The sequence below is a fragment of the Ruegeria sp. YTSC106 genome (genome assembly GCF_059609765.1).
In genome coordinates this window covers 100,046-118,717 of the sequence record NZ_JBXWMI010000002.1, presented here as the reverse complement: position 1 = coordinate 118,717, position 18,672 = coordinate 100,046, and the positions used below count along the sequence as shown (strand labels likewise).

Genomic DNA, 18,672 nt, shown 5'->3' with positions numbered 1-18,672 from the left:
CGTCAGGCAGGTTTGGTGAAAGAGCGGCGCATCTGTGCCGCTTTTTTTCTGCCGATGCAGCCCTCGGCGTGGTCATTGACCAGCCCCATGGCCTGCATGAACGCAAACACGGTTGTGGGGCCAACAAACTTCCACCCCCGTTTCTTGAGATCCTTTGACATGGCCACAGACTCGGGAGATGTGGATGCTGTTTGCGGTGGCGGCGGCGTTTTAGCTTCATAACGCCAGACATAGGCCGCCAGAGATCCTTCCTCGGTCACCAACTCCTGCGCGCAACGCGCATTGTTGATCACTGCTTCAATCTTGCCGCGATGACGGATGATCCCGGCGTCCTGTAGCAGGCGTTCCACATCTGCATCAGAAAACGCAGCCATCTTGTTGAAATCAAATCCGCAGAAGGCTTTCCTGAAGTTTTCGCGCTTGTTCAGGATTGTCCGCCAGCTGAGGCCTGACTGAAAGCTCTCGAGGCACAGTTTTTCAAACAACCGTTGGTCTTCGCCAACAGGGTAGCCCCATTCATTGTCGTGATACTCAAAGAACTCGGGCGCGGCCTGACACCATGCGCACCTTTGCTGACCATCCGGGCCGGTAATGGTGTTGCTCATGAATGTACCTCCTTTGTTCTCCATTCACGTTACACGCGGTGATCAAGGAGTGACAAGTCCTAATCGCGATTGCGAAACCAGTTCAGAACAAAGACGCGTATGGCCGATGCAAGGCCGGTTTGCGGGTCGCGTTCCACATCAATCTCAGCCGCCAAGACATTGATTGGTTTTCCTTTTTCATGAGCGATCTCGCGAAAAGCCCTCCAGAACTCATCCTCGAGTGAAACCGAGGTTCGATGCCCTTTCAGGGTCAGAGAGCGTTTGACAGGGCGGCCGCTCATTCGTCCAGCTCATGATTGTCGAGGTCGCGCTTTTGTTTTTCTTGTTGAAGCTTCACGATTTCTTTTTCAGCTTTCGTTTGTCCAAACGCGACCGCGTTCTGGTCAGCGCGGGCCTTTTTCACGGCCCGCGCTTTTTTTTTTCGATACCGGTTCAGATTGACCGGCTTGCCCATCAGTCTTTCGGGCCGATCATCTGTTCGGGAAGGACGACGGCGTCAAAGGTTGCTTCATCCACAAAGCCCAGCGCGATGGCTTCTTCCTTGAGGGTGGTGCCGTTCTTATGAGCGGTCTTCGCAACGGTGGTGGCATTGTCATACCCGATGGTTGGGGCAAGCGCCGTGACCAGCATCAGCGATTCCTTCATCAGCTTGTCGATTCGCGGCTCATTGGCCTTGATGCCCAGTAACATCCGCTCGGTAAAGCTGTCGGAGGCATCACCCAGCAACTGGATCGATTGCAGCAGGTTGTAGGACATCATCGGATTATAGACGTTTAACTCGAAATGACCTTGCGACCCGGCAAATGTCATCGCAGCGTTGTTGCCCATCACATGCGCGGCGACCTGAGTCAGTGCCTCGGCCTGCGTCGGGTTTACCTTGCCGGGCATGATCGACGACCCGGGCTCATTTTCCGGCAGAATCAGCTCACCCAGACCGGAACGAGGACCGGAGCCCAAGAAACGAATGTCGTTTGCGATCTTGTAGCAGCTGCCGGCTATCGTCGCTAAAGCGCCCGAAAGGAAGACCATGGCATCATGGGCGGCCAGCGCTTCGAACTTGTTCGGGGCTGTCACGAAGGGCAGGTCGGTGATCTGTGCCATATGGCCTGCAACGGCTTTATCCCAGCCGTGTTGGGTGTTCAGGCCGGTGCCAACGGCCGTACCGCCCTGGGCCAGTTCATAAATCCCCGGCATTGCCGCGTGTACGCGTGCGATCCCCTGACGAACCTGGTGGGCATAACCACTGAATTCCTGACCCAGTGTCAGCGGTGTCGCGTCCTGCGTGTGCGTTCGGCCGATCTTGATGATGTCTTTGAACTCCTTGGCCTTCTGCTCGAGCCCGGACGCCAGTTTCTCAAGCCCCGGAAGCAACACGTCCCTTACGCTCATTGCAGTGGCGATATGCATGGCGGTTGGGAAGGTATCGTTCGACGATTGCCCCATGTTGCAGTGATCATTCGGGTGCACCGGGTCCTTTGAGCCAATGACGCCGCCCAGAATCTCGATAGCGCGGTTGGCGATGACCTCGTTCGCATTCATGTTCGACTGGGTGCCCGAACCCGTCTGCCATACGACCAGCGGGAAGTTGTCGTCAAATTTGCCCTCGATCACCTCGCCTGCGGCCTGAATGATCGCATCGGCAATCCTGGCGTCCAGCTTTCCGGTCGCCTTGTTCTCCATCGCGCAGGCTTTCTTGACCACGCCTAGCGCGCGCACGATGGCGACCGGCTGCTTCTCCCAGCCGATGGGAAAATTCATGATCGAGCGCTGCGTCTGTGCGCCCCAATACTTGTCGGCAGGAACCTCGAGCGGGCCAAAGCTGTCGGATTCTGTGCGGGTTTGAGACATCGGTCACTCCGTCTGGTATGCAGTTGTATGCCGTTTAGCCGCAGCCACGCCGTGACGCAATCGGCCAGTTGCGCGCACCTTAAACTTAAGGACGTCAAACGTATAGGCGCGGGGTGCGTCACTTTAATCGTTATTGGGGGAGAATGTGCGTTGTTTGCGGACACCTCTGGGCTACAATAGAGCAATGACCGCCCAGGAGGATAAAATGCCAAATTTCCATCGCCTTAAGCTTGAAAAAGCTGCCGCGATACTTGCAGTTTGCGCTTTGTGGCTGTCGATTCTGAGTTTGCAGGCCCGCGCGTCAGACATAGCACCTTTCATAGGTGACTATATCGGTTCAGCCGAAGTTGTGGACGCGGATGGCACTGCAACGCCACGCGACATGAGCGTTTCTATTGTCGAGACCAAAAACGGTTTCAACGTCAGTTGGCGGACGACGACGTACAAGTTGGACGGTCGTATAAAGGAACAGAAGTTTTCGATTGATTTTGTCCCGTCGGGCCGCCCGGACGTGTTTTCGGCGGCGATGAAACGCAATGTCTTTGGTCACGAAGTGCCATTGGACCCGATGAAGGGCGAGCCGTTTGTATGGGGCCGCATTGTCGGCGACACGCTGACTGTGTTTTCGTTGTTTATAGATGAGGATGGAGGTTATGAGTTGCAGCAATTCGACCGTACACTGGCCGAAGGCGGGCTGAACCTCGCGTTCTCACGATTCATCGACGGCCAAAAATCCCGGTCGGTCGAGACTTTTCTGGTGAAACGATAAACCCCTCGCAGGGCGGGGTTTTAAGTGTTATTTCCGGAAGCTGTCCAGCGACACGACTTCCGCATCATGATGGACTTCATCTTCCTCGACTTCGATTTCGATCTCATCTTCGATGATGTGATCTTCCTCGTCTTCATCTTCCGGGCTTTCAAAGCGAAGGCCGAACTCGACCGATGGATCCACAAACGTCTTGATTGCGGAATAGGGGACATACAGCGGTTCTGGTGCGTCTCCAAAATTCAAAGTGATGGAAAAGCCGGCCTCTCCGACTTCCAGATTCTCGAACCAATGCTGCATGACGATGGTCATTTCTTCGGGATAGCGTTCACGCAGCCAGTCTGCGATTTCCACACCATTCTCACGCGTGTCGAAAGTTATGAAGAAGTGATGCGCCCCGGGTAGACCGGTTCGGGAAACTTCCGTCAGCACTGTTTTGATCAGGCCGCGCATGGCGGTGTGCATCAGGTTTCCATAATCGATGCCTTGCGACATATTTGATCCTCAAAAGTGGTTATGCTCAGCATAGGGGTTTTGTTCGGAAACGAAAGGGCGGGTATGACCGGATTGATCAGATATTGTGTGCAACCAACCCGGCCATCGACATCAAAGCCAACACAGTTCCCATCCCTAATTTCAGTCGAAAAATCAAGGCCCCAGCAAGAATAGTTAGACTTAGTGCGGTGAAATCCAATGCGGATAACTGCGGCGTGGGTATTGCCAATGGCCCCATTGATTTTTCAGGCACCGATTCGAAAAGAACATTCAGGGCGAACCACACGGAAAGGTTGAGAATCACTCCGACGACGGCTGCGGTGATTCCGTGCAGGGCTGCTGACAGGCGGGGACGTGCAGCCAAACGATCAAGATAAGGGGCCGCAAGAAAAATCCAAAGAAAGCAGGGAACAAACGTCGCCCACAATGCAACCGCGCCAGCGGCAAGTGCCAACGTAAACCCACCAGTCTGTTGCCCGGTCAGCATGGCGACAAACTGTGTAACAAGAATTAGCGGACCCGGTGTCGTTTCCGCCAGACCCAGCCCATCTATCATCTGATCCGTGCTGATCCAGTGGTACTGGTCAACAACCGTTTGGGTCATATAGGCCAACACGGCATATGCGCCGCCAAAGGTCACGACAGCGAGACGGGCAAAAAACCACCCCAGATCGCTCAGCAGTTGATGACCTGTGACGCTCAGAGCGACAAGCGGGCCCAGCCACAGCGGCAACCAGACAGCAATCGTTCGAAGCGAACGCGCCAGATGTGATGTTCCTTCCCGTGTGGGTGTTTCAACGGGTCCCTTGAACGTCACGTACCCCCAGAAAGCGGCAGCGAAAATGATCGCTGGAAAGGGGAGGTTCAGCAGAAAAATGGACAGGAAGGACAGAATTGCGATTGTCCGGTGCTCGCGATCGTTCAATGCCTTACGCGAAAGATTGCGAAGCGCCTGCAAAACGATCACGATGACAGTTGCCTTGATGCCCGTGAAGGCCGACTGCACCAAGGGGATATCGCCAAATGCTGAATAGAGTGCGACCAGAACCGCGATCACCACCGCGCCGGGCAACACGAACAAGCTGCCGGCAATCAGCCCGCCAGCAACACCGCGCAGACGCCACCCCGCATAGGTCGCAAGCTGCATCGCCTCTGGACCAGGTAGCAACATGCACAGAGACAGGGCGCGCAGGTACGTCTGTTCATCCAGCCAGGATCGACGCTCGACCAATTCCTGATGCATCAAGGAAATTTGTGCAGCGGGTCCACCGAAAGACAGCAGTCCGATCCTGCCGAAGACCTTGATAATCTCTGTCAGTACCGGTGTCATGGTGTTCGACCTGTGGGCCAGTCATGGCTTTCGTCAAACCCATCGCGAGCCCAGCGATACAGCGCGTCGTAAAGGGTTATCCCGGCCTCCAGGTTTTCGTGGTCATCGCGATACTGCCTTGAAAGCCCGACGGACACCGCCAACAATCCCGCCGCTTCGGGTGCAAGCGCGTGTCGGTTCGTGTCTGCTGCCCGGATTATTGTGGCCAACCGGTCAAGTGCAGGGGAGTGAAGCTCGAATTCATCCAACATGGTGTCAAACGTGCAATTGTCGTCCCGGTGGCTCCAGAACGTGTTCTCGATATCAAAAGGTGACGCCCTGAAAGCAGTCGAAACGCTTTCGACTTCGCCGGGTGCCACAAACAGGAATTTTGCGTCGGGATCAACAAACCTGCGTATCAGCCAAGGACATGCGATTCTGTCGATCTTTGGTCGGTGGCGCGTGACCCAGAGCGTGTGACCACCAATCCGTTCAGGAATGCGGGCTGCGGGTACGCGTAGCGCGTCGGTCAATTCGCGCCAGGCATACATACCACCTTCCAGATATTCGGCTTGATGCCCTTCGCTGCGCAGCCAGGATACAACGCCCTGGCTCAGCTTCTTACCTTTTTGACAGATAATCACAGCCGAGCGGCCGGAGATCTTGCATTTCAGCCCCTGAAGATCTGTGACCGGGTGCCGGACTGACGCGGGGATCAGATAGGGATCTTCGTCAAAATCGTCATTCAGGCAGACGTCGAATAGAACGGGCGCATTCGGAGTACCAATCAGACGCAGGAGTTGTTTGGGGGAAATAGAGTTGGGCGATGCCATGGCATGTTTCCTTGTAACCGCGGATACATGCGAAACTTGGGCTGTCGCCTCACGGGGCGTTCGCAATCTTACCCCATGACACTTGCTAACGCGCAAGGGTCATAGGGGTCAAGATTGCGTTGTGTTCACGCCCAGTCCAGGCGCTGCCCTGTCATGCACACGGGTAGGGTGTCTGATGGAAACTGGCCCAGTTCTTCAAAAAACGAGATGAAATCAAAATGATTGTAAGCCTCGACCATCTTTTCGTCTTTGAACCGCGCCATGACCTGGCCGGTGACTTCCAGTGGCGCGCCATTGTCGGCACGAAAAGTACGAACATGCAGAATGGCAGACACCCAGTCACCGTTTTCGATGATCTTGGGCAACTCGACTTTGATGTCCCCCAGAATGTGGCGGAACGCCATGACCAGATCCCGGAAATCGTCGGCACCGACCTGCATTTCCGGAATCAGCCCTTCGGCCATTGTTTCGGGTGCGAAGAACTGATCGATTGCTTCGGTGTTTCCGTTTTCCCAAACTTCGGAATACCACGTTCTGAGTATCTCTGAATTCGTCATCCCAGCTCTCCTGTCCATGTGCTGGTAAGATGACAAAAGGGAGTGAACAAACTCTGAACCCGCGAAAATGCGGGTAAATAATTCAGACTTGTAGGGGATTAATGCAGGTTTCTGTTGCCAGGTACCTGCGAACCCCGCCTTACGCGGCTAGGCGCAAGGGCTTAAGTTTCGGTCTTGCTACTGCTTACGCAGCAACTGCAACCGGAGCACGATTGTCGTTTGCAATTGTACTGTTTTCGCCGGTAACGGTGGCAGACAGCCGGGACAAAGCTAACCCCTTTAGACGTTCGTCGATCCTATTTCGGCCCCCCGGTTCCGAAAGTGATCCCCAAACGAAGGATGCCCCCAGAAGGTGTATGGTGGAGCCGCCGGGTACCGCCCCCGGGTCCGATCCGCTTATTACGAGCGCGTTTATGTCCATAGTCCCGAAGGACACCTCTTATATAGGTGAGGTGATGGATGGATGCAAACTCAGAATGAAGTCTATCGCATCCCATATTTCCAATCTGTTAGGTGGCTTTGTTGAAGTTTGCGGAGATAAGCCAAACCGCCAGAGCCAGTTCGATTCCCCCAAAGATCAACGCCTTGGCAAAGGGTGGATTGTCCAGCGCGACCGATACAAACCGGCCCAGTGCAGCACCGGAATAGACAATGCCCAGCATGAAATAGGCCATTGGGTTGTTCAGCCAGATAACGGCGATCCCGGTCACAACAAATAAACCACCGACCGAGGCGCGCATCTCGGACAACCCCATTGTGCTGTTGGTCGGGGCCAGATCCAGGGCCGACGCGGTATGGGCCGGGGCCAAAAACCCGAATGCGCCGAACCCGATGGTCAGCAATGCCGCAATGACGTTCAGAGTAGCGACCATAGCGGCCTCCTTGGTTCAGGCCGCGTAAGCGGCGTCAAAGAAATCACGTTCCAACTCGACGGCTCGATGAAACAGCCGTGTAACCTCGGCCTGTTCATCCGCATCCAGCGTTGGCCAGACGTTATCCAACTGACGCCGCAGATATTCCACCACGCTTTCGAACCCTTCGCCCGCATGTAGCGTGATCCATTCCGCAAACCAGAACGGCAAGCCGTCTTTGGGTGGGTTTTCCGGGCTGGCCCAGCTCAGGTAAACCCATTCTGCTACGACGAGTACCGCCAGCATGTTCTGATAGCGGCCAGAGGCCACGGCTTCGGTCATCAGATCCTGAAACGCCCGTGTGGCCGGCGCGGGGTCGGTGCTGGGTTCAGTGCCCAAAGCGTCCATCGCGCGCAGAAAATAGGTGTTCTCGGGGCCTGTGATCACCGCCAGAAACTGCGCGGCCGGTACGCTGTCTGCAAGGGTCGGTGCATGCGCGATGGCGCTGGCCAAAAGACGCACGAAACCGTCGACGAACTGATAATCCTGCCGCAGGTACCAGCGCATTTTATCCTCGGGCAGGGTGCCGTCAGACAGTTCGCGGGTGAAGGCATGGGTTGTCGCGGCCTGCCAGTCGTCGATTTTGCCCTGACGCAGCACTTCGGTTGGGCGGGTTTGGTCCTGCATTCGGAAGCTCCAGTTTTGTTTTGATGCAGACAAAGCGCGTTTCAAAACAAAGTACAAGGTCAGCCAAGTGCGGACCAAAGACCCAGACCACCGACCAGAATGAGGCTCAGCGCCCAGATCAGTTCCAGGTTGAACCAGCTGCGCGACAAAAATTGCAGACCAAGCCAATGATAGACCGCAAAGGCCAACACCCCCCCGCCCAGAACCATGGCGGCCGTATGCAGCGCGGCGACACCCAGAACCAAAAGCGTATTTGTCGTCATGATCTGGGAAATCGCTTGATGTCCCGCGTCCAATTCATCCACGGCGCAAAGGCCCAGATAGATTGGAACCAGCATCAGGGCGGCTCCGTGGGCAAGCGCCACCAGAAAAGACCACAGCGCGAGCTTGCTTGGCGGAACACGTGAAAGAAAGCGGGGATGACGGCGGGTTATGGCGATGTACAGTCCCATGCCTATGACGACCAGGGCCGCGCCGATGCGGATTTCATTTTGATAGTCGACCAGTACGGCCATCAGGGCAAAAGGCAGAAGCACGCCGAGCATGGCCACGAAATGCCCGCCAGCCAAAGCCGCGAGTGCGCTCCACAGGGCGGATTGGCGTTGTTCCATCAAAGCCGAAGACACCGCCAGCGGCCAGCCCATGCCGGGGTTCAGACCGTGATAGGCGCCGCTCAGAACAACGGCCAGCCACAGGCCAGCCGTTGATGACATCAGAAAGTCCAATTCAGACCGACGGATAGCAGAAGCTGTCGGTTGAACAGTCTCCGCCCTCTAACCGGATCTGGTGGCTGCGATAACCCTTGGGAAACTCCACCCAGAATTTCGGATCCAGTGTCAGACCACCATTCTCGCCGACATCAGCCTTGACCATGGCCGCACCGCCTTCCTCGGGGTAGAACTGGTCGTCCCACGTGGAATAGAGAGAATTGGTCCAGTAGACCCGTTTGCCGTCGCGGCTGATTTCGACCATCTGTGGACCATAGCCAAAGGTTTGACCATTTGGGTGCTTTGTCTTTTTGACGATTCCACCGATCTCGACCTTGCCTGCCAGAGTTGGATTCATCGGGTCGGATACATCGTATTGATGCATCTCGCCGGTTCCCCAGCAAGCGACATAGAGGTACTTGTCATCCAGGCTCAGGTCGATATCAGTGACCAGCGGCGGAACAGCAGAGAAGCCCTTCAGAAGGTCAGGAAGGTCATCGGGATCAGCGGGTTGCGGATCGATTGTTATGGTTTTCTTGGCTTCGAACGTGCCGTCATCATTGCGCCACCAGGTGAAGATCGCACCTTGCAGGTTTGTTGTATCGACGACAACGCCGCAGAACCCGTATTGTTTTACGGGATCATGAGCGGGGCGGATTTCCAAGGCCATCTGATGGTTTTCACCCAGATCGATGGTTTGAATGTTCGTCCGGTTTCGAAGGTTCCAAAAATGGATGCTATGGCCGTATTTATTGGACAACAGGTCTTCGGCCACGAGTCCGTTTTCGAATTGCGGTGGCAGGCCCCATTCGGAACTGACCATGTAGTCACGCGGCAGGTTCCACCAGAAATCATAATGCTTGTCCTGCACGCCGCGCTCGATTTCATAGCGCCCGATTATATCGAAGGTCTCGCAGTCCATGATGAAAATGCCCGGAGGGCCATCTGTCCCGTCGGGGCCGCCACCACCAAGGGTGCTGACATAGATGCCCTCAGGCCCGCAATGGATCGTGTGCGGACGGGAATACCCAGTCTTTGCAAAGACTTCTTCGGGTTCGATGATCTTGTGTATCTTGGCCTCGAGCGGGTTTTTGACATCGATGACGTAAATTCGGCTGGACCGAATGCCTGGGATGATCAAATAGCGCCGCTCCAGAAACGCGTGACCGCTGAGTGGCGACAGGGCCGAAGAACAGGCGTTCCAACCGAAATGGTGAAACTCGTCGCCTTTCTCGGGCATGATCACCTGATGCACGATCTTTCCGAAATCGTCCGAGCTTGGATCAACATTCACAACCGCCAGTCCGTCTGGTTGTGAAAAGTCAGGGCTGAGCATCAGCGTGAATGCAAGTGTCTCAGCGGGGCCCTCCATCGCCAGTTTTGCGGATGGATAAAAGCTAGGGTCCGGTCTTTGATTCATAACGTCCTCCCGTAAGTCATAGATCTTAAATTCACATTGAGAGTTCCGGTCTTGGCGCCGGATGACAATCTGCCTGCTCGTGTGCCCCTTGTTCTGATTTTGTTTCGAATTCAGCCCTCAAGTCGGTTTACGTTTGCTCTTGGCCACATCATGGGCCAGCCGTCGTGTGTAACGTTCCAGATCAATCAGTGCTGAGTCCACGGTATCTGCATCTTTTGTCTCAAGCGCGTCCACTATTTTACCATGCAGGCTGATAATTTCCTCGCGGGATCGCGCAGTGAAAGTGATCATGTTCATCAGCGGTTGCATCGCTTCCACAGCACCTGCCAGTTGATAGGACAGGACCGGGTTTCCAGTCCCATCCACCAACGCGCGATGGAAAGTCACGTCTGATGCGCAAAAGGCTTCATCCGTCAGACCGGGTTGGGACTGGCGGAATATCTCCGCCCTCATAGTCGCCAGGTGATCTGCAGTGCGTCGCTGCGCGGACAAAGGCGCACAGGCCCTTTCCAGGGCATATCGCGCCTCGCAAGCCGTATCGAAGCTGACCGCATTCATCGACAGCAACAATGTCGAAGTCGTGACTTGCTGAGAATAGGCGTCCTCAAAGCTCAGGCGATTTACAAACGCGCCGCCGGAAGCGCCGCGTTGTGTGCGGATCAGGGATTGCGCTGCCAGCCGTTTCAATGCTTCACGCACAGTCGGGCGAGAGACCTGGAACTGATCCGACAGTTCCGCTTCGGATGGCAAGCGCGCGTCCACGATCAGCTCACCCGACACGATCGCATCCCGAATGGCCTGGGCGATCTGGGCAGACAGGTCTGCGGTTTTTCGGGGCGCGGTTTTCATCTTAAGACGACCTTGGGTAAATTTTTATTTGTCTGACATTTAAAAGTCTGACATTTGAAAAGCAAGGGAGTTGAGTCGGGAGGCTGAAGTGAGTCGCACGTGGCTGCGCAGCGGAATGTGGCTGGGCTTTTATGTTCTGATCCTGTTGGCGTGGTGGATCATGTTCTCGATGAGCCGGGACATGGACCTTGATCTGATCGGTCGCCCGGGGCCGATGGGGCAGGCGATGGCCGCAATGGATCCGCGCATGGATATGTACATGCCGATGGCCGAGTTCGGCCCGCTGTTTTCAATGTGGGCGATCATGATGGCGGCCATGATGCTGCCCACCCTGATTCCGACCCTGCGCAGTTACGAGGACCTGATCCGCAGTGCAAATGGCAGCCGCGCCGGCTGGCTGGGGGTTCTGGCCGGGTATTCCGTCGTCTGGGTCGGGTTTGCGGCTCTGATCGCAGGAATACAACTGCTTCTGCTGTTTGGTGGCGTTGTCGATATGCTGGGTATTGCCAAATCCGGCTGGGTCGCGGGCGGCTTGATGATTGCCGTGGGCGCCTTTCAGTTTTCCCGCGTCAAAGAGGTTTGCCACGGTGTTTGCCATGCTCCGATGACTTATTTCCTTGGGCATTGGAGAACCGGTTTTTCAGGCGGTTTACGTATGGGTCTGGGTCTTGGTGCCTTTTGCGTCGGCTGTTGCTGGGGCTTCATGGCACTTGGCTTTGTCGGCGGTATCATGAGCCTGTTGTGGATGGGGCTCGCAACCCTGTTCATGGTTTTGGAGAAACTCCCTCAGATCGGGCACGCTGTGACCCGTCCAATGGGATTTGTATTAATTGCGGGCGGTCTTTTTCTGCTCGTGTACCCAATTAGCTACGGAGGATAAGCCTATGGCTAAAAACAGAAAACAAGACGCCGATCGGCTACCTGTCAGCCAGCGCATCGACAGCCGCATGCCCAACCCCAAGCGGCGTGAAATGAGCCCGACGGAATGGGCCATCAAGGGCGAGCTGATCCTGAACTGTTCATGTGATGTGTTCTGCCCCTGTGTAGTGTCACTGGGCGCGCATCCTCCGACGGAAGGTCATTGTCATGCGTGGATGGGTATCATCGTTGATGAAGGCCACTATGAAGGCGAGGATCTGTCGGGTCTGAATGTCGGGTTGCTGGTCGATATTCCGGGCCGGATGGGTGAAGGCCAGTGGAAAGTCGCCGCTTACGTTGATGAGCGTGCAAGCGGCAAGGCATATAACGGGTTGTTGCAAATCTTCAGCGGTCAGGCGGGCGGTACCACCGGACTGTTTACTATGCTGGTTAGCGAGATCATTGGGGCGGAACGAGCTCCGGTCCAGATTGAGCGCGACGGAAACAAACGCCGGATCGCGATTGGTCGCAAAATCCAGGGCGAGATCGAGATGCTTGCGGGCAAGGATCCGGAGCATCCGGTGATGGTTTCAAACTCCAAATACTGGATGGGACCGGACATCATCGTGGCGCGTGGTACCAAATCGAAGGTGCGCGACTACGGCAGGGTCTGGGATTTCGGCGGCAAGTCCGCTGAAATCTGCCCCATCGACTGGCATGGGCCCAAATGATGATCACGGGCGCGTATGCGCGGGAAATGGCGCGGTACAATCATTGGCAAAACAAGCAGTTGTCAGAGTTTTTGCAATCTCTGACACCCAAGGAACTGACCCTTGAACGCGGGGCGTTTTTTGGCTCGATCATGGGCACGGTAAACCATTTGCTGTGGGGCGATTGGATGTGGATGTCTCGTTTCGAAAAGCGCGACGGGCCCGACGGCAATATTCACAATGCGGGCGGGGGTATCCATGAAAGTGTATACCTGTGCCCGGACCTGCAAAGCTGGTTGGCGTTACGCGAGAAGATTGATGGCCGTATCCAGAAATGGGCGAAAGGGTTGGGGGATGATCCGCTGACCGGATTGTTCACGTGGTACTCTGCCGCGAAAGAGGCCGATGTCACAATGCCTTACGCGTTGTGTGTGATCCATTTCTTCAATCACCAGACCCACCACAGGGGACAAGTGCATAAAATGCTGACCGAGACGGGCTCGGAAGCGCCTGTCAGTGATATCGTCTTTATGCCCGAGGAGGTATGAATGCCACAGATTTCCGCTTCACGCCGCTTGCGGCGCACTCCGTTCTCTGAAGGGGTCGAAGCTGCCGGGGTCAAGGGATACACGGTCTACAACCGTATGTTGTTGCCGACGGTTTTTGAAAGCGTTGAAGCTGATTACCGGCACCTGAAAACCCATGTGCAGGTCTGGGATGTGTCTTGCGAGCGGCAGGTCGAATTGCGTGGCCCTGATGCTGCACGTCTGATGCAGATGCTGACCCCGCGCGATCTGCGCGGTATGTTGCCGGGGCAATGTTTCTACGTGCCTATCGTTGATGAAACCGGCGGCATGCTGAACGACCCGGTTGCGGTGAAACTGTCTGAAGACCGCTGGTGGATATCGATTGCCGACAGCGATCTGTTGCTGTGGGTCAAGGGTATCGCCGTTGGCTACCGTCTGGATGTGCTGGTGGATGAACCTGATGTGTCGCCGCTTGCCGTTCAGGGGCCCAAGGCGGACGATCTGATGGCCCGTGTGTTCGGCGATCGCGTGCGGGACATCCGGTTTTTCAAATTTGATATGTTCGAGTTCGAAGGATGGGATCTGGCCGTCGCACGATCCGGCTATTCGAAACAGGGCGGGTTCGAGATCTATGTGGATGGCAGCGATATCGGCATGCCTTTGTGGAACGCGTTATTTACGGCAGGCGAAGACCTGCAGGTGCGCGCGGGCTGTCCGAACCTGATTGAGCGTATAGAGGGCGGCTTGTTGTCTTACGGGAACGACATGACCGATGACAATACACCGCATGAATGCGGTCTGGGGAAGTTCTGTAACACGCATACCGCGATTGGCTGCATCGGCAGGGACGCATTGTTGCGTGTCGCCAAAGAGGGACCAGTACAGCAAATCCGACCTATCGCCATTGATGGTGATCCGGTGCCGGGTTGCGATCGTCCCTGGGGTATGTTTGCGGACGGAAAGCGTGTGGGGCAGGTGACTTCGGCGGCCTGGTCTCCTGATTTTGAAACCAACGTCGCGATCGGTATGGTGCGCCTGAGCCATTGGGATGCCGGAACGGAACTGGACGTGGAGACACCGGATGGGATGCGTCGCGCAATCGTGCAATCGCATTTCTGGATTTAACACAGTTAAGGGCGCTGTTGTGTCGTCCTCGGGATATTTTTGGCCAGGTGAAGAATTGGGCTGGTCGCTGAAACACGAAAGGAATGACAGATGTTCAATGCTCTTGTAATGGACAAGGATGAAGAAAGCGGACTTGCCACCGGCTCGTTCAAACAGTTGTCAGTGGATGATCTGCCGCATGGTGAAGTCACGGTCGCCGTTGAATATTCCACAGTGAACTACAAGGATGGCCTGTGCCTGTCTCCGAAAGGGGGCGGGCTGGTGCGGGCCTATCCACATGTCCCCGGTATTGATTACGCGGGTACGGTCGAAGTTTCATCGGATGATCGCTACAAGCCCGGTGACAAGGTTGTTCTGACCGGATGGCGCGTGGGCGAGGCTCACTGGGGCGGTTATTCGCAAAAAGCCAACGCGCGGGCCGACTGGCTGGTGCCGCTGCCCGAAGGGCTGACCACGCGGCAGGCCATGGCCGTGGGCACCGCCGGGTTCACTGCGATGCTGGCGGTCATGGCGCTGGAGGATCATGGGCTTACCCCGGATCGGGGGCCGGTATTGGTGACCGGGGCCGCGGGTGGCGTCGGTTCGGTGGCCACAGCCATTCTGGGCAAGCTGGGCTATGAGGTCGCTGCGGTAACCGGGCGCCCCGAAACCGGTGATTATCTGAAATCCCTGGGCGCGACGACAATTGTTCCGCGAGAAGAATTGAATGAGACGACCAAACGCCCTCTGGAAAGCGAATCCTGGGCTGGCTGCATTGACGCTGTTGGCGGCGCCATGCTGGCGCGTGTTCTGGGCCAAATGAAATACGGTTGCTCCGTCGCCGCCGTTGGTTTGGCAGGGGGGGCTGCTTTGCCTGCGACGGTGATTCCATTCCTGCTGCGCGGCGTGAACCTTTTGGGGATCGACAGCGTGATGCAGCCCTATGACAACAGGGTGCGTGCGTGGAAACGGATCGCCACGGATCTGCCGATGGACAAGCTGGAGGCGATGGTTCAACCGGCCAGTCTGTCCGATCTGCCGCAACTGGGGGCCGACATTCTGAAAGGACAGGTCAAGGGGCGCGTCGTGGTTGATGTTAATGCCTGAGGCTGAGCTTTGAACTCAACCTGGCCGGAGAAACTCGGCCAGGTTCGGGAAGACGACGTTTGTCCAAATTGGTCGCAACACCTCTGGCCATTGATAAATTTCCCGATCATGATTGCTATACATCCCAATTGCGATGGCGTAAGACCCATCCAAAGAGTACCTGAAGACGGGGAGTGAGCAGAATGTCTGACGACTTCGAACTGGACACCGATGATCTGCAGCGCCGCATGGATGGCGCAATGGCCAATCTGAGAACCGAATTTGCATCATTGAGAACAGGACGCGCTTCGGCCTCGATGCTGGAACCTGTCATGGTTGACGCTTATGGCTCGATGACGCCAATCAACCAGGTGGGCACCGTGAACGTGCCCGAACCGCGTATGGTCACTGTAAATGTCTGGGATAAGTCACTGGTCGGTAAGGTGGAAAAGGCCATTCGCGAAAGCGGCCTTGGTATCAATCCGCAGTTGAACGGCACCATTATAATGCTGCCGATACCTGAGCTGAACGAGGAACGCCGCCGCGAGCTGAGCAAGGTCGCCGGTCAATATGCGGAAAGCGCACGTGTCGCGATCCGCAATGTGCGTCGCGACGGCATGGATCAGATCAAGAAAGCCAAAGCGGACGGGATGTCGGAAGATGACCAGAAGCTGTGGGAGGGCGAAGTTCAGGAAATGACGGATGAGATGATCAAAGCCGTGGATGCAGCACTGGAAACCAAGCAAGCAGAAATCATGCAGGTCTGAGCCCGACTGATGCCAAAAGACCCGCAAACCGACCTGGATTCCGGCCCGCGCCATGTAGCCATCATTATGGATGGCAATGGCCGCTGGGCACAGGCGCGCGGTCGTCCCAGGCTGTTCGGTCACCATGCCGGTGCGCGGCGCGTGCGCGAGGTTGTCGAGGCCTGTCCAAGTTTGGGAATCAAGTATCTGACGGTGTTCGCTTTTTCTACCGAGAACTGGAAGCGGACACAGGTCGAAGTGGCGGGCCTGATGAACCTGTTCCGCCGCTATATCATCAAGGAAACCCGGACACTTGCGGATAATGGCATCCGGGTTCGGTTTATCGGAGACCGCGTCCGGTTGGATTCGAAACTGATCGAGTTGATGGACTCTCTGGAAGAAGAAACCCAGAACAACGATCTTGTTCATTTGACAGTCGCACTGAATTACGGTGGGCGCGATGAAGTCGCGCGCGCCACCAAACGCCTGGCGCGGGATGTGGCTGAGGGGCGGTTAAAGCCCGAAGAGGTAGATGAAGAAACCCTGCCTAAGTATTTGGATACACGCGTTCTTCCAGACCCGGACCTTGTGATCCGAACCAGCGGCGAAGCACGAATTTCGAACTTTCTTCTGTGGCAGTCCGCCTACTCGGAATATGAATTCATCGATACCCTCTGGCCGGACTTCTCTGCCGCTGAACTAGCCCGTCTGTGCCAGAATTACGGCTCAAGAGACCGGCGGTTCGGAGCGGTTCTGGCATGAGTGAAGGCCGATGGTCTGACCTGACGACACGGGTCCTTTCTGCTGCTGTTCTGGTCGTAATCGGATCAATCGAAGTCTGGCTTGGCGGTTGGTGGTTCGAAACTTTCATTGCCGCAGCCTGTGGGCTGATGACCTGGGAATTGGTTCGGATGATTGACCCACAGGCCCGGGGCGTGGCTGTGCAATTGGGGATTCTGACAAGCGCGGCGGTTGTCCTCAGCTATCATCTGCCCCCGATCTACACTTTGCCGATCTTGCTTGCGCCTGCGCTTGTGGGTGTCGGGCAGGTCAGTCGTTCCAGGGTTCTGTTTGGGCTGTGTGTCGTCTGGATAGTTGGGGCCGGGCTCGGCTTCATTTCGATCCGGGAAAACTCCGGGTTTGGTTGGATGGTTTGGCTAATCGCGGTCGTGGTCGCCACGGATGTTGCTGGCTATTTTGTTGGCAAGGCGGTTGGCGGGCCGAAGTTCTGGCCAAGGGTAAGCCCGAAAAAGACATGGTCGGGAACGGCTGGTGGATGGGCCGCCGCCGCGTGCGTCGGTGTCGTGTTCGCAAGCCAGGCGGGGTTCGGATTCGGTTTTGTCGTTGTTTCCGTTTTGGCCTCAATGGCCAGTCAGGCTGGTGATATTATCGAAAGCGCGGTCAAACGTAAGTTCGGCGTCAAAGACAGTTCGAACCTGATACCGGGTCATGGCGGTTTTCTGGATCGGTTTGATGGCATGATGGGCGCCGCGCTGTTTGTTCTGATCGCAGGGTTGATCTATTCGCCGGGTGAAATGTAATGCGAAAGGTTTCTGTTTTCGGGGCCACCGGGTCGATCGGGCAGAATACGATCGATCTGATTTCGCGCGCGCCGTCCGAGTATGACGTTGTGGCTTTGACGGGGGGCGCCAATATTCAAAAACTTGCGGATGATGCGCGTCGGCTCGGCGCTGATATTGCCGTCACCGCTCATGAAAACCGGCTTGACGACCTGCGTTCAGCCTTGGCCGGCAGTGACGTTGAGGCCGCTGCGGGCCCCGGCGCTATTGTCGAGGCTGCTGCACGCCCGGCGGATTGGACTATGTCGGCCATTGTCGGCTCGGCAGGGTTGGCGCCGGGTATCGAAGTTTTGAAACAGGGTTCGACACTTGCACTGGCCAACAAAGAGACGCTGGTCTGCGCCGGGTCATTGGTTCTGGAAACGGCCAAACAGCATGGCGCGCGATTGCTGCCGGTAGACAGCGAGCATTCGGCTGTGTTTCAGGCTTTGGTTGGCGAGGAAATCGAAGCGGTTGAGCGCATGATCATTACGGCCAGCGGCGGCGCGTTCCGTGATTGGCCCCTGAGTGATCTAGCCAACGCAACTGTTGAGCAAGCCTCGAGCCATCCGAACTGGGATATGGGGCAGCGTATCACCATCGACAGCGCATCGATGTTCAACAAAGCACTGGAAGTCATAGAAACAAAAGAATACTTTGGCGTTGATCCGGATCAGGTCGAAGTGCTGGTTCATCCGGAATCCATAGTGCATGCCTTGGTCGGCTATCGGGATGGCGCTGTTATGGCTCATATGGGATCACCAGATATGCGCCACGCCATTGGATACGCGCTGCATTGGCCCGAAAGACGGGACTTGCCGATACAGCGGCTTGACTTGGCAAAGCTGGGGCAACTGCGTTTCAATGAACCGGATGTGGCGCGTTATCCTGCCCTGAAACTCGCGCGGGACGTGATGAAGCGTGGCGGCCTTGCAGGCGCTGTTTTCAATGCCGCAAAGGAACGCGCGCTGGATCATTTTATCGCACGCCGGATCGGGTTTCTGGATATGGCTGACGCTGTTTCCGCGGTCCTGGACAGGTTCGACGCGTCAGACAGCCTTATTGATGCCCCGATGACCCTTGATAACGTACAGCAAACCGACCATCTGGCACGTCAGTGGGTCGATGACACTGTGGTGGAACGAGCAGGATAGA

At 56.1% G+C, this 18,672-nt stretch carries 23 protein-coding genes and 1 other RNA gene; 10 read left to right on the top strand and 14 right to left on the bottom strand.

Annotated features, from left to right (window positions below):
• Nucleotides 1-2: 2 nt before the first annotated feature.
• The 4 genes from AC2FEB_RS02840 to fumC are packed head-to-tail and all read right to left on the bottom strand — an operon-like array spanning nt 3 to nt 2,453.
• Nucleotides 3-605: a DNA-3-methyladenine glycosylase I gene (locus AC2FEB_RS02840; protein ID WP_496673043.1), complete on the bottom strand. Its 603-nt coding sequence runs from the start codon at nt 603-605 to the stop codon at nt 3-5.
• 59 nt (nt 606-664) lie between these two features.
• Nucleotides 665-886 (bottom strand): ribbon-helix-helix domain-containing protein, encoded by a 222-nt coding sequence (locus AC2FEB_RS02835; protein ID WP_117869034.1) that lies wholly within the window; start codon nt 884-886, stop codon nt 665-667.
• Nucleotides 883-1,059 carry a DUF4169 family protein gene (locus AC2FEB_RS02830; protein ID WP_496673046.1) on the bottom strand — a complete coding sequence of 59 codons (177 nt, stop codon included), beginning with the start codon at nt 1,057-1,059 and terminating at the stop codon, nt 883-885. The genes AC2FEB_RS02835 and AC2FEB_RS02830 overlap by 4 nt, the downstream gene beginning before the upstream one ends.
• Nucleotides 1,059-2,453 (bottom strand): class II fumarate hydratase, encoded by a 1,395-nt coding sequence (gene fumC / locus AC2FEB_RS02825; RefSeq protein ID WP_496673049.1) that lies wholly within the window; start codon nt 2,451-2,453, stop codon nt 1,059-1,061. Before fumC ends, AC2FEB_RS02830 begins: the two co-directional genes overlap by 1 nt.
• A 205-nt stretch (nt 2,454-2,658) precedes the next feature.
• Between fumC and AC2FEB_RS02820 the strand changes: the two genes are divergently transcribed.
• Complete coding sequence (locus tag AC2FEB_RS02820) at nt 2,659-3,222, top strand: hypothetical protein (protein ID WP_496883832.1); 564 nt, start codon at nt 2,659-2,661, stop codon at nt 3,220-3,222.
• A 27-nt stretch (nt 3,223-3,249) separates the two neighbouring features.
• Here the strand turns inward: AC2FEB_RS02820 and AC2FEB_RS02815 are convergent, their stop codons facing one another.
• The 10 genes from AC2FEB_RS02815 to AC2FEB_RS02770 all read right to left on the bottom strand — a co-directional run bounded on the left by AC2FEB_RS02815 (nt 3,250) and on the right by AC2FEB_RS02770 (nt 10,927).
• Entirely contained in the window at nt 3,250-3,714 is a 465-nt protein-coding gene (locus AC2FEB_RS02815; RefSeq protein ID WP_117869030.1) for an SspB family protein, read from the bottom strand.
• A gap of 76 nt (nt 3,715-3,790) precedes the next feature.
• A complete protein-coding gene (gene chrA, locus AC2FEB_RS02810) occupies nt 3,791-5,044 on the bottom strand; it encodes a chromate efflux transporter (RefSeq protein ID WP_496673056.1) in 1,254 nt (417 codons plus the stop codon).
• Nucleotides 5,041-5,856, bottom strand: coding sequence for a chromate resistance protein ChrB domain-containing protein (locus AC2FEB_RS02805; protein WP_117869028.1), 816 nt, complete (start codon nt 5,854-5,856; stop codon nt 5,041-5,043). The genes chrA and AC2FEB_RS02805 overlap by 4 nt, the downstream gene beginning before the upstream one ends.
• A 125-nt stretch (nt 5,857-5,981) precedes the next feature.
• Entirely contained in the window at nt 5,982-6,413 is a 432-nt protein-coding gene (locus AC2FEB_RS02800) for an ester cyclase (RefSeq protein ID WP_299636209.1), read from the bottom strand.
• Nucleotides 6,414-6,513: 100 nt separating this feature from the next.
• Nucleotides 6,514-6,886, bottom strand: a transfer-messenger RNA (tmRNA) gene (ssrA, locus tag AC2FEB_RS02795).
• A gap of 36 nt (nt 6,887-6,922) precedes the next feature.
• On the bottom strand, nt 6,923-7,285 hold the full coding sequence (locus AC2FEB_RS02790; RefSeq protein ID WP_117869026.1) for a DUF4345 family protein: 363 nt from the start codon (nt 7,283-7,285) through the stop codon (nt 6,923-6,925).
• 15 nt (nt 7,286-7,300) lie between these two features.
• Nucleotides 7,301-7,951, bottom strand: a complete 651-nt coding sequence (locus tag AC2FEB_RS02785; RefSeq protein WP_496673060.1) for a TenA family protein — start codon at nt 7,949-7,951, stop codon at nt 7,301-7,303.
• A 59-nt stretch (nt 7,952-8,010) separates the two neighbouring features.
• A complete protein-coding gene (locus AC2FEB_RS02780) occupies nt 8,011-8,664 on the bottom strand; it encodes a hypothetical protein (RefSeq protein ID WP_496673063.1) in 654 nt (217 codons plus the stop codon).
• 13 nt (nt 8,665-8,677) lie between these two features.
• Entirely contained in the window at nt 8,678-10,078 is a 1,401-nt protein-coding gene (locus AC2FEB_RS02775; protein WP_117869023.1) for a selenium-binding protein SBP56-related protein, read from the bottom strand.
• A 117-nt stretch (nt 10,079-10,195) separates the two neighbouring features.
• The gene (locus tag AC2FEB_RS02770) at nt 10,196-10,927 is read right to left on the bottom strand and encodes a FadR/GntR family transcriptional regulator (RefSeq protein ID WP_496673066.1); all 732 of its coding nucleotides are present in this window, start codon (nt 10,925-10,927) and stop codon (nt 10,196-10,198) included.
• A gap of 115 nt (nt 10,928-11,042) precedes the next feature.
• Between AC2FEB_RS02770 and AC2FEB_RS02765 the strand changes: the two genes are divergently transcribed.
• The 9 genes from AC2FEB_RS02765 to dxr all read left to right on the top strand — a co-directional run bounded on the left by AC2FEB_RS02765 (nt 11,043) and on the right by dxr (nt 18,671).
• On the top strand, nt 11,043-11,807 hold the full coding sequence (locus AC2FEB_RS02765) for a DUF2182 domain-containing protein (RefSeq protein WP_496883856.1): 765 nt from the start codon (nt 11,043-11,045) through the stop codon (nt 11,805-11,807).
• A gap of 4 nt (nt 11,808-11,811) precedes the next feature.
• The gene (locus AC2FEB_RS02760; protein WP_117869020.1) at nt 11,812-12,516 is read left to right on the top strand and encodes a DUF1326 domain-containing protein; all 705 of its coding nucleotides are present in this window, start codon (nt 11,812-11,814) and stop codon (nt 12,514-12,516) included.
• Nucleotides 12,516-13,043, top strand: a complete 528-nt coding sequence (locus AC2FEB_RS02755; protein WP_496673376.1) for a DinB family protein — start codon at nt 12,516-12,518, stop codon at nt 13,041-13,043. The genes AC2FEB_RS02760 and AC2FEB_RS02755 overlap by 1 nt, the downstream gene beginning before the upstream one ends.
• Nucleotides 13,044-14,147 carry a dimethylsulfoniopropionate demethylase gene (locus AC2FEB_RS02750; RefSeq protein WP_496673069.1) on the top strand — a complete coding sequence of 368 codons (1,104 nt, stop codon included), beginning with the start codon at nt 13,044-13,046 and terminating at the stop codon, nt 14,145-14,147.
• A gap of 90 nt (nt 14,148-14,237) precedes the next feature.
• Entirely contained in the window at nt 14,238-15,233 is a 996-nt protein-coding gene (gene acuI, locus AC2FEB_RS02745; protein ID WP_496673072.1) for an acryloyl-CoA reductase, read from the top strand.
• Between the two features lie 182 nt (nt 15,234-15,415).
• Nucleotides 15,416-15,979 carry a ribosome recycling factor gene (gene frr / locus AC2FEB_RS02740; RefSeq protein WP_117869017.1) on the top strand — a complete coding sequence of 188 codons (564 nt, stop codon included), beginning with the start codon at nt 15,416-15,418 and terminating at the stop codon, nt 15,977-15,979.
• Between the two features lie 9 nt (nt 15,980-15,988).
• Nucleotides 15,989-16,720, top strand: a complete 732-nt coding sequence (uppS, locus tag AC2FEB_RS02735; protein ID WP_496673075.1) for an undecaprenyl pyrophosphate synthase — start codon at nt 15,989-15,991, stop codon at nt 16,718-16,720.
• On the top strand, nt 16,717-17,499 hold the full coding sequence (locus AC2FEB_RS02730) for a phosphatidate cytidylyltransferase (RefSeq protein ID WP_496673078.1): 783 nt from the start codon (nt 16,717-16,719) through the stop codon (nt 17,497-17,499). Before uppS ends, AC2FEB_RS02730 begins: the two co-directional genes overlap by 4 nt.
• Complete coding sequence (gene dxr / locus AC2FEB_RS02725) at nt 17,499-18,671, top strand: 1-deoxy-D-xylulose-5-phosphate reductoisomerase (protein WP_496673081.1); 1,173 nt, start codon at nt 17,499-17,501, stop codon at nt 18,669-18,671. Before AC2FEB_RS02730 ends, dxr begins: the two co-directional genes overlap by 1 nt.
• Nucleotide 18,672: the final 1 nt, after the last annotated feature.

Excerpts from the sequence above, each read along its gene's own strand:
- AC2FEB_RS02840 (WP_496673043.1), bottom strand. The coding sequence starts at position 605 with ATGAGCAACACCATTACCGGCCCGGATGGTCAGCAAAGGTGCGCATGG.
- AC2FEB_RS02835 (WP_117869034.1), bottom strand. The coding sequence starts at position 886 with ATGAGCGGCCGCCCTGTCAAACGCTCTCTGACCCTGAAAGGGCATCGA.
- AC2FEB_RS02830 (WP_496673046.1), bottom strand. The coding sequence starts at position 1,059 with ATGGGCAAGCCGGTCAATCTGAACCGGTATCGAAAAAAAAAAGCGCGG.
- fumC (WP_496673049.1), bottom strand. The coding sequence starts at position 2,453 with ATGTCTCAAACCCGCACAGAATCCGACAGCTTTGGCCCGCTCGAGGTT.
- AC2FEB_RS02820 (WP_496883832.1), top strand. The coding sequence starts at position 2,659 with ATGCCAAATTTCCATCGCCTTAAGCTTGAAAAAGCTGCCGCGATACTT.
- AC2FEB_RS02815 (WP_117869030.1), bottom strand. The coding sequence starts at position 3,714 with ATGTCGCAAGGCATCGATTATGGAAACCTGATGCACACCGCCATGCGC.
- chrA (WP_496673056.1), bottom strand. The coding sequence starts at position 5,044 with ATGACACCGGTACTGACAGAGATTATCAAGGTCTTCGGCAGGATCGGA.
- AC2FEB_RS02805 (WP_117869028.1), bottom strand. The coding sequence starts at position 5,856 with ATGGCATCGCCCAACTCTATTTCCCCCAAACAACTCCTGCGTCTGATT.
- AC2FEB_RS02800 (WP_299636209.1), bottom strand. The coding sequence starts at position 6,413 with ATGACGAATTCAGAGATACTCAGAACGTGGTATTCCGAAGTTTGGGAA.
- AC2FEB_RS02790 (WP_117869026.1), bottom strand. The coding sequence starts at position 7,285 with ATGGTCGCTACTCTGAACGTCATTGCGGCATTGCTGACCATCGGGTTC.
- AC2FEB_RS02785 (WP_496673060.1), bottom strand. The coding sequence starts at position 7,951 with ATGCAGGACCAAACCCGCCCAACCGAAGTGCTGCGTCAGGGCAAAATC.
- AC2FEB_RS02780 (WP_496673063.1), bottom strand. The coding sequence starts at position 8,664 with ATGTCATCAACGGCTGGCCTGTGGCTGGCCGTTGTTCTGAGCGGCGCC.
- AC2FEB_RS02775 (WP_117869023.1), bottom strand. The coding sequence starts at position 10,078 with ATGAATCAAAGACCGGACCCTAGCTTTTATCCATCCGCAAAACTGGCG.
- AC2FEB_RS02770 (WP_496673066.1), bottom strand. The coding sequence starts at position 10,927 with ATGAAAACCGCGCCCCGAAAAACCGCAGACCTGTCTGCCCAGATCGCC.
- AC2FEB_RS02765 (WP_496883856.1), top strand. The coding sequence starts at position 11,043 with ATGTGGCTGGGCTTTTATGTTCTGATCCTGTTGGCGTGGTGGATCATG.
- AC2FEB_RS02760 (WP_117869020.1), top strand. The coding sequence starts at position 11,812 with ATGGCTAAAAACAGAAAACAAGACGCCGATCGGCTACCTGTCAGCCAG.
- AC2FEB_RS02755 (WP_496673376.1), top strand. The coding sequence starts at position 12,516 with ATGATCACGGGCGCGTATGCGCGGGAAATGGCGCGGTACAATCATTGG.
- AC2FEB_RS02750 (WP_496673069.1), top strand. The coding sequence starts at position 13,044 with ATGCCACAGATTTCCGCTTCACGCCGCTTGCGGCGCACTCCGTTCTCT.
- acuI (WP_496673072.1), top strand. The coding sequence starts at position 14,238 with ATGTTCAATGCTCTTGTAATGGACAAGGATGAAGAAAGCGGACTTGCC.
- frr (WP_117869017.1), top strand. The coding sequence starts at position 15,416 with ATGTCTGACGACTTCGAACTGGACACCGATGATCTGCAGCGCCGCATG.
- uppS (WP_496673075.1), top strand. The coding sequence starts at position 15,989 with ATGCCAAAAGACCCGCAAACCGACCTGGATTCCGGCCCGCGCCATGTA.
- AC2FEB_RS02730 (WP_496673078.1), top strand. The coding sequence starts at position 16,717 with ATGAGTGAAGGCCGATGGTCTGACCTGACGACACGGGTCCTTTCTGCT.
- dxr (WP_496673081.1), top strand. The coding sequence starts at position 17,499 with ATGCGAAAGGTTTCTGTTTTCGGGGCCACCGGGTCGATCGGGCAGAAT.